Consider the following 15,041-nt stretch of genomic DNA (forward strand, 5'->3'; position numbering starts at 1 on the left):
CGTGCATATAGAGGTGCCCCGGCCGGACCCGGCCGGGGCACTCTTCCGTGCGCGAGGCGCCCGCTACTTCGACAAGTTCGGCTGGCCGCCCTGGAGCGGGGTGGCCGCGGCCGACTGGGGGGACGTGGCCGAGGAGAAGGCTGACGGGGCCGACATGGCGGCCGTCGGGTCCGGCTTGGACTCCTCCGGCTGGGGCGGGATGCCGCCGACGATGCGGATGCCGGCCTCGTCCAGGGCGCGCTTGATGCGCCAGCGGATTTCGCGTTCCACGCCGAGCGCCTTGCCGGGCATCGTCTTCGCGGATACGCGGATCGTCATGGAGTCGAGGAGGACCTCGGTGAGGCCGAGCGTCTCCACCGGGCCCCACAGGCGCTCGTTCCAGGGCTCGTCCTTGGCCATGCCGTCCGCGACCTCGTTGATGATCGCGTTGATCCGGTCCAGGTCCTCCGTCGGGCGGACCGTCACGTCCACGCCCGCCGTCGCCCAGCCCTGGCTCAGGTTGCCGATCCGCTTGATCTCGCCGTTGCGGACGTACCAGATCTCACCGTTGTCGCCGCGCAGCTTCGTGACCCGCAGGCCGACCTCGACGACCTCGCCGGACGCCACGCCCGCGTCGACCGAGTCGCCGACGCCGTACTGGTCCTCGAGGATCATGAACACGCCGGACAGGAAGTCCGTCACCAGGTTCCGCGCGCCGAAGCCGATCGCCACGCCCGCGACACCGGCCGAGGCCAGCAGCGGCGCCAGGTCGATGTCGAACGCGCCGAGGACCATCAGTCCGGCCGTGCCCAGGATCAGGAACGACGCCACCGACTTCAGCACCGAGCCGATCGCCTCGGAGCGCTGCCGTCGCCGCTCCGCGTTGACCAGCAGCCCGCCGAGGGCCGTGCCCTCCACCGCCTGGGCCGAGCGGTTCATCCGCTCTATCAGCTTCGTCAGGGCTCGCCGGATGGCCATCCGCAGCAGGAACGCGACCACGAGGATCAGCAGGATCCGCAGGCCCGTGTTCAACCAGGTGGCCCAGTTCTGCTCCACCCACCCCGCCGCGTTGCTCGCCTTCTGCGCGGCCTCGTCGAGGGTGACGGCGCCGGCCTTCGGGTCGGACACGTGAGACCTCCATGCATCGTGTACAGACCTTCCACACTAACGGGGCATCGGGCGTGACCCCGCTGACCTGTTAGAGGGAGAGACCGACCTCACCCGCGAAGAGCAGGAATGTGGTCGAGAACACGTCGGCACACCCTCAGCCCGTTACCCTCACGTGGTGGCGCTCCGACCAGGCATGAGGAGAGACTGAGAGCAGATCGTCCCGGCGCGAGCCACGCGCCGCCGGCGTATTAGGAGGCATCCGTGCCACATGTCCTGGTCCTCAACGCGTCGTACGAGCCCCTCGGCGTCGTACCGCTCCGCCGCGCGCTCGTCCTCGTCCTCGAGAACAAGGCACTCTGCCTCGAGGAGTCCGGCGCCTTCCTGCACAGCGAGACCCGCGTCGTCCCCGCACCGAGTGTGGTCAGACTGAAGCGGTTCGTGCGGGTCCCCTACCGGGGGCCCGTTCCCTTGACCCGCAGAGCCCTCTTCGCCCGCGACGGCGGGCGTTGCATGTACTGCGGTGGCGTCGCAACCAGCGTCGACCACGTCATTCCCCGCAGTCGGGGCGGGACGCACGCCTGGGACAACGTGGTGGCCGCCTGCCGCCGCTGCAACCATGTCAAGGCCGACCGGCACCTGCGCGAGCTGGGCTGGCGGCTCCGCCACCAACCCGCGCCGCCGTCCGGACTGGCCTGGCGGATCATCGGCACGGGTCACCGCGACCCACGCTGGCTGCCGTACCTCCAGCCGTACGGCGCGGACGACGCGATGGCCCGGATCGACGCCGTGTCCCCACCCCGCGAGGGGGTGGCGAGCACGGCAGCGAGTCCGGGCCTTTGACGTTCCGGGCCTTTGACGTAGGGGCGGGAGCACCGCAGAGCACGACACCGGATGCCTCGACCGGACACTTCAGGGGCGCCGCCCGCGCGGCGCCCCTGCCGCCCGCCCGTGCCCCTGCCGCTCGCCCGTGCGCGGGCCCGTGCCCCCGCCCGCGTCCCCGCCCGTCACTCCTCCGGTCGATCCCCCGCGCCCTCGTCCGCCGGGGCCTCCGGCTGCGTGGCCGCGTCCCCCGGGACCGGATCCGCCGGGGTCTCCACCGCGTACGTCTCCACCGACCACAGCGAGTACCCGTACTCCGTCGCCCGCGCATCGCCCTGCACCCGCAGGAAGCGCGTGTCCGTCGCGTCCATGCGGACCGACTCGCGGCCGCCGCGGCCGTCGCGGACCGTCGCCGCGGTGCGCCAGGTACGGCCGTCGGCGGAGACCTGGACGCGGTAGCGGGTCGCGTACGCGTCCTGCCAGGTCAGCACCACGCGTCCTATCCGGGCCGGCTGGGGCAGCTCCAGCTGCCACCAGGCACCGTCCTCCGCTGGGGAGGACCAGCGGGTCGCCGGGTCGCCGTCCAGCGCGAGCGCGGCCGGGAAGTCGGGCGTCTCGTCGCCCGACGAGGAGGCCGTCGCCGTACGGGCCAGGTCCGGGCCGCCGGTGCGCGGGAAGGCGCGGACGGTCAGTATCCGCTCCTCGCCCGCGAAGGACACCGGCACCCGGTACGTACCGGATGGCGTGTCCGCGGCCACCGAGACCTCGAGCGGCACCGTCGCCCCGGCGCCTCGCGGCACCCGGATCTGCTTGGGCAGCCGCACCGAGACGCCCTTCGGCGGCGTGGCGGTCAGCGCGCCGCGCACCTCGTCCGGGCGCTGCGCCACCAGCTTCACCTGGATCCGCTGCGCCGGGCCGCCGATCTCCGCGTCCGTCTCCGTCCGGGCCAGCTCCAGCTCCGCGCGCGGCGCGTCGGAGAACCACGGCACCAGGGAGCGGACCCCGGGGGCCCGGCCGCCGGTCCACACGACCCGCACCGCCTGCGCGCGCAGCCCCTTCATGTCGGTCTGCGTCCACCCGGTCGGCGACACCGGGCCCAGCTCCCGCCAGCCCTCGCCCGGCAGGTACGCCTGCACCCGCGCGGCGTCGCCCGCGCCCGGCTCCGTCATCAGGGTCAGCGACTCCAGCGGCCGGGGCCGGTCGAGCCGCACGGTGTACGCGTCGGTCTCCGGCGCGGCCGTGCGCGCCCGGTCCGCGCCCGTCCAGGCCGCCGACTCCTTGACGGCCCGCGTGAGGAACGGGTCGAGCACGCCCTTGCCGACCGTCGCCCGGGTCTTCGCGAGCCCGCCGCGCAGCGGCTCCAGGCGGAGCTGCGCCTGCCAGGCCGCCGCGCCGTCGCCGCGGGCCTGAGCCTGGAGCATGTCGACGGCCGTCTCGCCCGCGAGCCCGTACCGCGACAGCTGCTCCAGCCAGGGCCGCACCTCGTCGTCGAGCAGCCCGTCCGCCGTGCCGCTCAGCCGCTCGGGGGCCTCGCGCATCACCGTGAACGCGGCCCGCAGCTCGCGCGTCGCGCGCTCCCGGGTCGCCGGGTCCGCGGCCGTGCGGTCCCGCCAGTACGCCGCCATCAGCGGCTTGAGGTACGCGGACTCCGCGTCCGGGTCGAGCAGCGAGGAGGCGCCGTTGCCGGCCAGCGCGTGCAGCGCCTCGCGGGCCTTCGGGTCCGTGCCCGCGAGGTCGTCGACGGCGGCCCGCCAGGACTCCTGGGCGCGGTAGCCCTTGGGGTTCCAGGCGTAGTCGGCGGCGGTGAACAGCGGGATCCGGGACGCGGCCGGCTGCTCCATCGCGTTGGCCAGAAAGGCAGCGGACCCGGCGGCGACGGCCGGTTCGCGGCCGGTGTGCGGGCCGAGGAAGAGCCGGTCCTGGGCGTAGTCGTTGACCGGGTAGTTGTCCATGGTGACCAGCGGATGCCGGAACGCGTCCCGGGCCCCGGCCAGTTCCCGCCCGGAGATGGTGCGGGGCACCACGCCGACGCCCGTCCAGGCGACCTGCACCCGGTCGTCCAACTTCGCGGCGAGCGCCTTGCGGTACGCGGTGGCGCCGTCCTGGTAGTACTCGGTCGGCATCAGCGTCAACGGCTCGGCGTCCGGGTGCCGTTCGGCGAGGTGCCGGGCCACCGCGCCGGCGACCTGAGCGTGTGCGGCCGCGGCCGCCTCGGGGCCGCGACCGAAGGCGTCCGCGTCCCGGTCGCAGTGCCATTCGCTGTAGCTGACGTCCTGGAACTGCAGCTGGAAGGCGCGCACCCCGAGCGCCCACATCGCGTCGATCTTGCGCGTGAGCGCCTTCACGTCGTCGCCGGACGCCAGGCACATGGACTGCGCGGGGGCGACGGCCCAGGCCAGGGTCACGTGGTTGGCGCGGGCCCGCTCGGCCAGCTCGCGGAACGCGGCCCGCTCGGCGGCCGGGTACGGGTCGCGCCACAGGGTCTGCCGGTACGCGTCGTCGCCGGGGGCGTACAGGTAGCGGTTCTGCTTCGTCCGGCCGAGGAAGTCGATCTGGGCGAGCCGCTGTTCGCGGCTCCAGGGCCGGCCGTAGAAGCCCTCGGTCATGCCGCGGACGGCCGAGCCCGGCCAGTCGCGGACCAGCACGCCGGGGATCTCGCGGCCGCCGCCCGTGGGGGTCCCCCCGGACGAAGTCTGGGGGAGTTCGACGATCAGCTGGCGCAGCGTCTGCACGGCGTGGAACAGGCCGTCCGGGCCGACGCCGTCGAGGGCGACGGTGTCCCGGCCCCCGACACGGCCGGCCGCAAGGCGGTAGCCGCCCCGGGGCAGATCGGTGCGCTCGGGGGCGCGCAGCGCCCGCAGCGCGCCCGCCGCGTCCGATGCCCCGTCACCGGCCGGGCCGGCCAGCCGGATCACCGGGCCGCGGCCGGGCAGCGCGGTGTACACCGTGGTCACCCCGGCCGTCCGCAGCAGCTCCCGCAGCGCCGCCACGGCGTACGGGTCGGCGTCGGCGTCCGCGAGCACGGTCGCCTCGGCCCCGAGGGCCACCGGCGTACCGGACGCGGTGAGCGACTGGGGGCGCGGCCAGACCGGGGGGACGGGGGCGCGCTGCTCGTCGGGGGTGGTGACGGGGGAGACCGGGGTCGCCTGCGCGGGGCCGGAGAGGCCGCCGCCGAGGAGCCCGCCGATCACGGCGGCCGCGACCGCCGTCGCCGTCCGTCTGCCCCGTCCCAGGTGCACGTCCGTCTCCCCTCGACGCAACTCTCTCCGGGTGTCGCATCCGCCGCCTTGTGACCCACCCGTGGGTCACGAGCGGGTTACGAGCCCACCACCCGGCCGCCGAAGGTGTCAATGCGGGTGGCCGATCTGTCGTTTTTGCCCGGCGGGGTGGCGCCCGTACGCCGCGTTCCGCGGGTAGAACGGAGGGTGACCGGCGTCACGCGGCAGGTCTGCGGCGACGCCTGCTGGGTAGGGCTGTTGTGTTCTGACCCTGTTGTGTTCCGACCCTTTCGTGCTCCGACCCCGAGCCGCCGTCCAGACGAACGGGAGGCCCCCGTGGCCGCGTCCGCCCAGCCGCAGCCCTCCGCCCAGCAGCGCACGTCGATCCCCGCCCCGCGCGACCCCCGGCCGTCCGGCCCCGAGCCGCTCACCAGCGAGCCCCCGCTCGCCGGCGCCGCCCCCCTGACCAGCGAGCCGCCGCTGACCGACGCGGCCCCCCTGACCAGCGAACCCACCGCCCACGGCAGCGCGGGCGGTACGGAGTCCCCAGGAGCGTAGAAGTGACCCTGGCCCGCCTCGCCGAACTCCACGGCGTCGCCACCGAGTACGAGCCCTCCGAGGGCGTCGTCGTCCGCGTCCCCGACGCGACCGTGGTGGCCGTCCTGCGCGCCCTGGACGTCGACGCGTCCACGCCGGACGCCGTCGCCGCCGCTCTCGCCGCGGCGCAGCGGGGGGCCGGGGAGCGGCTGCTCCCGGCCACGCTGGTCCTCTGGCGCGGCGCGCCGGTCCCCGCAGCCTTCGCGGAGCTGCCGCCGGGGACGGAACTGCGGCTCACCGCGGAGGACGGCGCGCCCCTCGACTGGGACCCCGACGGGCCGGACGAACCGCCGCTCGGCGTCCACCGGATCGACGCGCACGCCCCCGACGGCCGCCGCTCCCACGGCACGCTCGTCGTCGCGCCGGAGCGGCTCCCGCAGCCGCCGGAGCGGGTCCACGGGCTGCTGGTCCAGCTGTACTCGGTGCTCTCCGCGCGCTCCTGGGGCATGGGCGACCTCGGCGACCTGCAGGAGCTGGCCGCCTGGGCGGGCCGGACCCACGGGGCCGGGTTCGTCCAGGTCAACCCGCTGCACGCGACGGTGCCCGGAGCGCCCGTCGACCCGTCCCCGTACCGGCCGTCCTCGCGCCGCTTCCCCGACCCGGTCCATCTGCGGATCGAGGAGATCCCCGAGTTCGCGTACGTCGGCCCCGAGTACCGGGCCGAGCTCGACGCCGTCCTCCAGGAGGCGGCCGAGCTGCGCGAACGGGTCCTGAACAAAGGCGCGTTGATCGACCGGGACGCGGTGTGGGCGGCCAAGCGGCGGGCCCTGGAGCTCGTGGCGACCGTCCCGCTCGGGCCCGGCCGGCGCGCCGACTACTGCGACTTCCTCGCCGAGCACGGCCGCGCCCTGGAGGACCACGCCACGTACTGCGCGCTCGCCGAGCGGCACGGCCACCACTGGCGCGACTGGCCCGCGGAGCTGCGCGACCCCCGGTCCGCCGGGGCGGTGGTGCGGGCGGACGACGAGCTGCCCGCCCTGGTCGACTTCCACTGCCGGCTCGCCTGGCTGACGGACCGGCAGCTCGCCGCCGCCTCGACGGCCGCCCGGGAGGCCGGGATGTCCGTCGGCGTGGTGCACGACCTCGCCGTCGGCGTGCACCCGGACGGCTCGGACGCCTGGGCGCAGCAGGACGCCTTCGCCGCCGCCATGTCGGTGGGCGCCCCGCCCGACGCGTTCAACGCGCGCGGCCAGGACTGGGGCCTGCCGCCGTGGCGGCCGGACGCCCTGGCCGCCTCCGGCCACGCCCCCTACCGCGGACTGCTCCGGGGGATGCTGCGGCACGCCGGAGCGCTGCGCATCGACCACGTGATGGGCCTGTTCCGGCTCTGGTGGGTGCCGGAGGGCCTGGAGCCCACCGAGGGGACGTACGTCCGGTACGACGCCGAGGCGATGCTCGCCCTGCTCGTCCTGGAGGCCCACCGCGCGGGCGCGGTCGTCGTCGGCGAGGACCTGGGGACGGTCGAGCCGGGGGTGCGCGAGGCGCTGGAGCGGCGCGGCGTGCTCGGCACGTCCGTGCTCTGGTTCGAGCGGGACTGGGCGGGCGACGGCCGCCCGCTGGCCCCGGAGCGCTGGCGCTCCGGCTGCGTGGCCACCGCCACCACGCACGACCTGCCGTCCACCGCCGCCCGCCTGACGGGCGAGCACGTGGTGCTGCGGCACCGGCTCGGGCTGCTCGCCGGGGACCTGGGCCGCGAGCGGGCCGCCGACCGCGCGGAGGTCGCCGAGTGGCTCCGGTACCTGGACCGACTCGACCTGCTGCCCGAGGGCGCCGGCGACGAGGAGGCGGAAGTGCGGGCGGTGCACCGGTTCCTGCTGCGCACCCCGGCCCGGATGGTCGGGGTCTGGCTGCCGGACGCGGTGGGGGACCGGCGGCCGCAGAACCTGCCGGGCACCTGGGACCAGTACCCGAACTGGCGGCTGCCCGTCGCGGACCCGTCGGGCCGCCCGATGACCTTGGAGGAACTGGCCGCCTCGCCCCGGCTGCACCGGCTCCTGGGCCTGTTCGGCGGGGCGCCGGGGGCGGCGGGAGCCCGTACGGCACCCCCGGGCGCGCGGTCCGACTAGGGGTTCGCTACGTTTGCACCGTGGACAAGAAGAACGCCCTGCGCGCCGGCGCCGTGACGGCCGGTACGACGCTGATGATGCTGCTCATGTCGTCCCCCGCGCTCGCGCTGACCCGCGACGACGGTGACGACCCGGCTCCCAAGCTGAGTGTCGTCGAGACCCTCGGCCTGTTCGTGGCCGCGCCGATCGTGCTGTTCCTGGTGATCGTCGGTCTGGTGATGGTGCTCGACAAGTCGAAGAAGCAGGCGTAACCACCCGCTGAGTCTTCCGAGGGCGCCGTACGGTCCGTCAGGGACGGTACGGCGCTCTCGCATGCGTGCGTACGGGCGGCAGGGTCCAGGGTTCAGACCGTCGTGGCCAGGAGCTTGCGCAGCAGCTGCGCCAGCTGCTCCGCCTCCTCCTGCGTGAGCGCCGAGTCCAGGGCCGCCGCCTGCTGGGCGAGACCGGCCCCCACGGCCTGGTCCACCAGCTCCCGGCCGCGCTCGCTGAGCGTCACCCGCAGCCCGCGCCGGTCGTTCGGGTCGGGACTGCGACTGAGAAGCCCGGCCTTCTCCAGCCGGTCGAGCCGGCCGGTCATGCCCCCCGTGGTGATCATGAGGGTGGCCGAGAGCTCGCGCGGCGACAGTGTGTACGGCTCGCCCGAGCGGCGCAGCGTCGCCAGCACGTCGAACTCGCCGAGGCCCATGCCGTAGGGCGCGTACGCCTTGTCCACCCTGCCGCGCATGGCTGCGGCCAGCCGGTAGATCCGCCCGAAGACGGCCATCGGCAGTGTCTCCAGGTCGGGCCGGACGGCCCCCCACTGGTCGGTGATGGCGTCGACGGCGTCGTGAGAAGAGCCGGGGCCGGGGGTGTTGTGGTCCATGGCGCCAGTTTTCCTTCCTGTCGAGTCGATGGCAAGCAAGTCACTTGCGTGAAAGTAGCTTAGTGGTAAGTTAATTACCGCCAAGCTGTTCGGCGCTCACCGCGCCGCATCGGTCGCATCCGTCCACGCAGGGGGATCCGTCATGTCCCGCAAGGCCGCCGTCGTCGCACTCACCGCGCTCGCCCCGATCTCCTGGGGCTCCACCTACTTCGTCACCACCGAGTTCCTGCCGCCCGACCGGCCGCTGTTCACCGGACTGATGCGCGCCCTGCCCGCCGGACTGCTGCTCCTGGCGCTCACCCGGAAGCTCCCGGCGGGGGCCTGGTGGGGGAAGGCGGCCGCGCTCGGCGCGCTCAACATCGGCGCCTTCTTCCCGCTGCTCTTCCTCGCCGCCTACCGGCTGCCCGGAGGTGTGGCGGCGGTCGTCGGCTCGGTCGGCCCGCTGTTCGTCGTCGGCCTCGCCGCTCTCTTCCTCGGCGACCGGCCCACGGTGAAGTCCCTGCTCACCGCGATCACAGCGGCCTTCGGCGTCAGTCTCGTGGTCCTCAAGGCCGGCGCGGCCCTGGATGCCGTCGGCGTGATCGCCGGTCTGCTCTCCGCCCTGTCGATGTCCGCCGGCACCGTCCTCACCAAGCGCTGGGGTCGCCCCGAGGGCGTCGGCGCGCTGGCCCTGACCGGCTGGCAGCTCACCGCGGGCGGCCTGATCATCCTGCCGATCGCCTTCCTGATCGAGGGCGCCCCGCCCGCCATGAACGCGACCAACCTGGCCGGCTACGCCTACCTCGCCTTCGGCAACACCGCCGTCTCGTACTTCCTCTGGTTCCGCGGCATCGAGCGGATGAGCGCCTCCTCCGCCACCCTGCTCGGCCCGCTCTCGCCGATCACCGCGGCGGTCATCGGCTGGGCTGCGCTCGGCCAGGCCCTCGGTCCGGTGCAGCTGGCCGGCATGGTGATCGCCTTCGGCGCGACGCTGGTGGGCCAGATGGGCCCGCGGACGCCGAAGAAGACCGAACCGTTCACTTCTCCTGAAGAGACTCCTCAGGAAGTTTCGATGGACCTGAAGGGTGGAGGGGTGCGACGGTAGCCGGCATGAGCCTGATCGCCGCACGCCACTCGACCACCGACACTCCGAGGCCGGCGCCCCTCAAGGGCGCCGGCCTCGGAGTTCTTCTCGCTCTGCTCGCCACCGTCGTCTGGTCCGGGAGCTTCGTCGTGGCCCGGGCCCTGCACGACTCCGTCCCGCCCGTCCAACACGCCTTCTGGCGCTGGATCGTCGCCCTCGTCGCCGTCGCCCCGTTCGCCGCCCGCGAGACCTGGCGGCAGCGGGCGCTGATCCGGCGGCACCTCGGCTTCCTCACGCTCGCCTCACTGCTCGGCATCACCGTCTACAACACCCTGGTCAACCAGGCCGGCACCGCGACCACCGCGGCCAACATGGGCATGATCATGGCCGCCTCGCCGGTCCTGATGGCCGTCTACGAGCGGGTCGGCGGCGCCCGGCTCGGCGCCCGCCGCATCGCCGGCATGGCCGTCGCCTGCGCCGGCGTCCTGCTGCTCGTCGGCCGCGGCTCGTTCACCGCGGACTTCGCCGCCGGCGACCTGTGGGTCATGGCGGCGGCCGTCTCCTTCGCCTCGTACAGCGCCCTGCTCAAGCGCCGCCCGGCCGAACTCGGCGGCCTGGTCTTCCTCTTCACCACCTTCGTGCTCGGCACCCTGATGCTCGCCCCGGCCTTCGCCGTCAGCGTCGCCGTCCAGGGCGGCTTCGAGGCCACCGCCGGCACCGTCGGCCCGCTGGTCTACGTCGGCGTCGTCTCCTCCGCCGTCGCCTTCTTCGCCTGGAACAAGGCCATCGCCCTGATCGGCGCGGCCCGCGCCGGAGTCGTCTACTACCTCCAGCCGGTCTGCGTGGCCCTGCTCTCGTACGCCCTGCTCGGCGAGGACCTCGGCCTGCTCGGCGCGGCCTGCATGGCGCTCATCCTCGGCGGCGTGGCGCTGGCCTCGGCCCGGGGCCGGTGACCGCGCCGGGTAGGTTGCGCCCCATGACCGAGTGGGACATCAAGAAACTCCAGATCCTGCGGACCCTCCGCGATCGCGGCACCGTCACCGCGACCGCGGAGGCGCTGCGCATGACCCCCTCGGCCGTCTCGCAGCAGCTCACCAACCTCGCCAAGCAACTGCGCGTGCCGCTCCTGGAGGCACAGGGGCGGCGGGTGCGGCTCACCGACGCCGCGCACCTGGTGCTGCGGCACGCCGAGTCCGTCTTCGCCCAACTGGAGCGCGCCGACGCCGAACTCGCCGGCTATCTGCGCGGCGAGGCCGGGGAGGTGCGGGTCGCCGCCTTCTCCACCGCCGTGCCCGCGCTCGTCGTGCCCGCTGTGCAGCAGCTGCGGGCCGACCACCCCGGACTCGGCGTACGGGTGCGGGAGGCCGAGGCGGGAGAGGCGTACGAACTCCTGGGCGCCGGCGACGTCGACCTGGCCCTCTCGCTCGCCGCGCACGCGCCGCCCGAGCGCGACCCCAAGTTCAGCCGTGTCCCGCTGCTCGCCGACCCGCTGGACGTCGCCCTGCCCGCCGGGCACCCGCTCGCCGACGCCCCCGGGCTGCGGCTCGCCGACCTGTCCGCCGAGCCCTGGATCTTCGGCGGCTCCGGGCCCTGGTCGGAGATCACCACCGCCGCCTGCGAGGCGGCCGGCTTCGTGCCCGAGCAGGCGCACAGCGCCGCCGGCTGGACCGCGATCCTCGCCATGGTCGAGGCCGGGATGGGCGTCGCCCTGGTGCCCCGGATGGCGTCCGCGGAGCGCCGCGCCGGCGTCGTCATGCGGGTGCTCGCCGCCGACCAGCCGCGCCGCCACGTGGTCGCGGCGGTCCGGCGCGGGGCGGAGGAGGGACCGGCCCTGGCCAAGGTGCTCGGCGCGCTGCGCCAGGCCGCCGTGCGCCGGGAGACCGTTCAGCAGAACTGAAAAGGACCGTCGAAAACATTCGATGGACCGGTGGGGTCCGGGGGCGGCACAGTCGTCGCATGACCTTCGACGACGAGAACGCGAACCAGGACCCGCACGCCAACGACGCCGCCCCCTACTCGGGCGGCGACCCGTACGCCGACTACCGCTCCGGTGACTTCCCGTTCACCGAGCTGGTCGACCTGGCCGACCGCCGTCTCGGCGCCGGCGTCGTCGCCGCCAACGACGAGTTCTTCGCCGAGCGCGAGAACCTCCTCGTCCGCGAGCGGGCCGTCTTCGATCCGGAGCACTTCGGGCACAAGGGCAAGATCATGGACGGCTGGGAGACCCGCCGGCGCCGCGGTGTCGACGCCGAGAACGTCTTCCCCGCCCCCGAGGACCACGACTGGGCGATCGTCCGCCTCGGCGCCCCCGGCGTCATCCGCGGCATCATCGTCGACACCGCCCACTTCCGCGGCAACTACCCGCAGCGGGTCAGCATCCAGGCCGCCTCGGTGGAGGGCTCGCCCAGCCCCGAGCAGCTGCTCGCCGACGACGTGAAGTGGGAGGAGCTCGTCCCGCCGACCCCCGTGCGCGGCCACGCCGCCAACGGCTTCGAGATCGACGTCGAGCGCCGGTTCACCCATGTACGCGTCTGCCAGCACCCCGACGGCGGCATCGCCCGGCTGCGGGTGCACGGCGAGGTCGTGCCCGACCCCGAGTGGCTGGAGCTGCTCGGCACGCTCGACCTGATCTCCGTCCTCAACGGCGGTGTGTACGAGGACGCGTCGGACAAGTTCTACTCCTCGCCGACCCAGATCATCCTGCCCGGCACCTCCCGCAAGATGGACGACGGCTGGGAGAACCGCCGCCGCCGGGTCCGCGACACCAACGACTGGGTGCGCTTCCGGCTCGCCGCCCAGGGCGCCGTACGCGCCGTCGAGATCGACACCGCCTACCTCAAGGGCAACTCGGCGGGCTGGATCGCGCTGCAGGGCCGCAACGGCGGGACCGAAGAAGACGCAGAGTGGTTCGAGATCATCCCGCGGACCAAGCTGCAGCCCGACACCCTGCACCGCTTCAAGCTCCCCGCGCAGGCCGTCGTCACCCACGTCCGCCTCGACGCCTTCCCCGACGGCGGCGTGGCCCGGATGCGGCTGCACGGCGCGCTCACCGAGCAGGGCACGGCCGACCTGCGCGGCCGCTTCGAGCGGCTGAACGGCTGAACGGCTGATCGGCCGAAGGGCTGATCCACCTACTCCGCCCGGCGGCGCGGCGCGCACGAACGCCCGCGCCGCCGGGCGGTCTCAACGGGGCGCGACGACGGGTCCCGGACACGCACGAAGGGGCGCCTCCACGGGGGAGCGCCCCTTCGTCATGTCGCAGGAGCCGGTGCCAGGACCTGTCCTAGTGCGCCGCGGCCCGGTCCGCCGCCTGCGCCTTCAGCGCCCGCTCGATCCCCGCGCGCGACTCGGTCACCATGCGGCGCAGCGCCGGAGCCGGGTCGTTCGCCGCGATCCACGCGTCCGTCGCGTCCAGGGTCGCCTGCGAGACCTGCAGCGAGGGGTACAGGCCCACCACGATCTGCTGGACGATCTCGTGGCTGCGGGTCTCCGCGATGCCCTTGATCGAGGCGAAGTACTTCGCCGTGAACGGGGCGAGCAGCTCACGCTGGTCGGTCTGCACGAAGCCCGCGATGACCGCCTCCTGCACGGCGTTCGCCAGCTTGTCGTCCTCGACCACCGAGGCCCAGGCCTCGGCCTTCGCCGCCTGCGTCGGACGCCCGGCGCGCGCGGTCGCCGCGTGCCGCTCGCCGGCCGCCGTGCGGTCCCGCTCCAGCTCCGCCGCGATCTCCGGCTCGTCGAACCGGCCGGTCGCCGCGAGCCGCTGCACGAACGCCCAGCGCAGCTCGGTGTCCACGACCAGGCCCTCGACGACCTCGCTGCCGTCGAGGAGTCCCGCGAGCAGGTTCAGCTCCGCGTCCGTGCGCGCCGTCTCGGCGAACGCCCGCGCCCAGGCCAGCTGGTGGTCGCCGCCCGGCGCGGCCGCCCGCAGCTGCTGCTGCGCGGCCTGGGTCCAGCGGGCCAGACCGGTGGGCCGCCAGGCCGGGTCCGCGTACAGCTCGATCGCCAGCTTCGCCTGGCGCTGCAGCGACTGCACCACGCCGATGTCGGACTCCTTGGCGATGCCGGAGAGCACCAGCTCCAGGTAGTCCCGGGTGGCCAGCTCGCCGTCGCGGGTCATGTCCCAGGCCGAGGCCCAGCACAGCGCGCGCGGCAGCGACTCGGTGAAGTCGCCCAGGTGCGCGGTGACGTTCTTCAGCGACACCTCGTCCAGGCGGACCTTCGCGTACGACAGGTCGTCGTCGTTGAGCAGCACGACCGCCGGCCGGGTCCGGCCGATGAGCTCCGGCACCTCGGTCAGCCCGGCGGCCGCGATGTCCAGCTCCACCCGCTCGGTGCGGACCAGCTTGCCGGCCTGGAGGTCGTACAGGCCGATCGCGATCCGGTGCGGACGCAGCACCGCCTCGCCCTTGGCGCCGGCCGGCAGCGCCGGGGCCTCCTGCCGGACGGCGAACGCGGTGATCGCGCCGTTCTCGTCGGTCTCGATCTCCGGGCGCAGGATGTTGATGCCGGCCGTCTCCAGCCACGCCTTCGACCAGGCCTTCAGGTCACGGCCGGAGGTCTCCTCCAGCGCGCCGAGGAGGTCGGTCAGCCGGGTGTTGCCGAAGGCGTGCGCCTTGAAGTACGCCTGCACGCCCTTGAAGAACTCGTCCTGGCCGACGTACGCCACCAGCTGCTTCAGGACCGAGGCGCCCTTGGCGTACGTGATCCCGTCGAAGTTGACGAGCACGTCCTCCAGGTCGTTGATCTCGGCCATGATCGGGTGGGTGGACGGCAGCTGGTCCTGCCGGTACGCCCAGGTCTTCTCCGAGTTGGCGAAGGTGGTCCAGGCGTTGGGCCAGCGGGTGCCGGGCACGGAGGCCTGGCAGGCGACCGAGGTGAAGGTGGCGAACGACTCGTTCAGCCACAGGTCGTTCCACCACTCCATGGTGACCAGGTCGCCGAACCACATGTGGGCCAGCTCGTGCAGGATGGTCTCGGCACGCGTCTCGTACGCCGCGTCCGTCACCTTGGAGCGGAAGACGTACTGGTCACGGATGGTGACCGCGCCCGCGTTCTCCATCGCGCCGGCGTTGAACTCCGGCACGAAGAGCTGGTCGTACTTGGCGAAGGGGTAGGGGAAGTCGAACTTCTCCTCGAACCAGTCGAAGCCCTGCCGGGTGACCGCGAAGATGGCGTCGGCGTCGAGGAACTCCGTCAGCGACGGGCGGCAGTACAGGCCCAGCGGTACGCTGCGGCCGCCCTCGCCCTCCCAGGTGCTGTGCACGGCGTGGTACGGGCCGGCGATCAGCGCGGTGATGTAGGTGGAGATGCGCGGGGTGGGCGCG

General features: G+C 74.0%; 12 protein-coding genes. 8 read left to right on the forward strand and 4 right to left on the reverse strand.

Annotated elements, in window-relative coordinates:
• Nucleotides 1-63: 63 nt before the first annotated feature.
• On the reverse strand, nt 64-1,107 hold the full coding sequence (locus VIU94_RS37590; protein ID WP_331918879.1) for a mechanosensitive ion channel family protein: 1,044 nt from the start codon (nt 1,105-1,107) through the stop codon (nt 64-66).
• Between the two features lie 243 nt (nt 1,108-1,350).
• Here VIU94_RS37590 and VIU94_RS37595 point away from each other — a divergent pair, with 243 nt between their 5' ends.
• On the forward strand, nt 1,351-1,929 hold the full coding sequence (locus VIU94_RS37595) for an HNH endonuclease (RefSeq protein ID WP_331918881.1): 579 nt from the start codon (nt 1,351-1,353) through the stop codon (nt 1,927-1,929).
• A gap of 164 nt (nt 1,930-2,093) precedes the next feature.
• Here VIU94_RS37595 and VIU94_RS37600 read toward each other — a convergent pair whose 3' ends face one another.
• On the reverse strand, nt 2,094-5,147 hold the full coding sequence (locus VIU94_RS37600; RefSeq protein WP_331918883.1) for a glycoside hydrolase family 84 protein: 3,054 nt from the start codon (nt 5,145-5,147) through the stop codon (nt 2,094-2,096).
• A 315-nt stretch (nt 5,148-5,462) separates the two neighbouring features.
• Between VIU94_RS37600 and VIU94_RS37605 the strand changes: the two genes are divergently transcribed.
• The 3 genes from VIU94_RS37605 to VIU94_RS37615 are packed head-to-tail and all read left to right on the forward strand — an operon-like array spanning nt 5,463 to nt 8,040.
• The gene (locus VIU94_RS37605) at nt 5,463-5,684 is read left to right on the forward strand and encodes a hypothetical protein (protein ID WP_331918901.1); all 222 of its coding nucleotides are present in this window, start codon (nt 5,463-5,465) and stop codon (nt 5,682-5,684) included.
• 2 nt (nt 5,685-5,686) lie between these two features.
• Nucleotides 5,687-7,789: a 4-alpha-glucanotransferase gene (malQ, locus tag VIU94_RS37610; RefSeq protein ID WP_331918885.1), complete on the forward strand. Its 2,103-nt coding sequence runs from the start codon at nt 5,687-5,689 to the stop codon at nt 7,787-7,789.
• A gap of 20 nt (nt 7,790-7,809) precedes the next feature.
• Nucleotides 7,810-8,040: a hypothetical protein gene (locus VIU94_RS37615; protein WP_331918887.1), complete on the forward strand. Its 231-nt coding sequence runs from the start codon at nt 7,810-7,812 to the stop codon at nt 8,038-8,040.
• Nucleotides 8,041-8,132: 92 nt separating this feature from the next.
• Here VIU94_RS37615 and VIU94_RS37620 read toward each other — a convergent pair whose 3' ends face one another.
• Nucleotides 8,133-8,651: a MarR family winged helix-turn-helix transcriptional regulator gene (locus VIU94_RS37620; RefSeq protein WP_331918889.1), complete on the reverse strand. Its 519-nt coding sequence runs from the start codon at nt 8,649-8,651 to the stop codon at nt 8,133-8,135.
• Nucleotides 8,652-8,793: 142 nt separating this feature from the next.
• On the opposite strand from VIU94_RS37620, the gene VIU94_RS37625 reads away from it, so the two are divergent.
• Genes VIU94_RS37625 through alc form a run of 4 tightly spaced genes read left to right on the forward strand, consistent with a single transcriptional unit; the run spans nt 8,794 to nt 12,816 of the window.
• Entirely contained in the window at nt 8,794-9,735 is a 942-nt protein-coding gene (locus VIU94_RS37625) for an EamA family transporter (protein ID WP_331918891.1), read from the forward strand.
• Between the two features lie 5 nt (nt 9,736-9,740).
• Complete coding sequence (locus VIU94_RS37630; RefSeq protein WP_331918893.1) at nt 9,741-10,667, forward strand: DMT family transporter; 927 nt, start codon at nt 9,741-9,743, stop codon at nt 10,665-10,667.
• A gap of 23 nt (nt 10,668-10,690) precedes the next feature.
• Nucleotides 10,691-11,611, forward strand: coding sequence for a LysR family transcriptional regulator (locus VIU94_RS37635; RefSeq protein ID WP_331918895.1), 921 nt, complete (start codon nt 10,691-10,693; stop codon nt 11,609-11,611).
• Nucleotides 11,612-11,670: 59 nt separating this feature from the next.
• Complete coding sequence (alc, locus tag VIU94_RS37640; RefSeq protein ID WP_331918897.1) at nt 11,671-12,816, forward strand: allantoicase; 1,146 nt, start codon at nt 11,671-11,673, stop codon at nt 12,814-12,816.
• A 181-nt stretch (nt 12,817-12,997) separates the two neighbouring features.
• On the opposite strand, the gene pepN is transcribed toward alc, so the two are convergent.
• Nucleotides 12,998-15,041: aminopeptidase N (gene pepN, locus VIU94_RS37645; protein WP_331918899.1), on the reverse strand; the 2,044-nt coding region annotated here is incomplete at its 5' end.

Source organism: Streptomyces sp. (assembly GCF_036566765.1).
Taxonomy (GTDB): Bacteria; Actinomycetota; Actinomycetes; order Streptomycetales; family Streptomycetaceae; genus Streptomyces.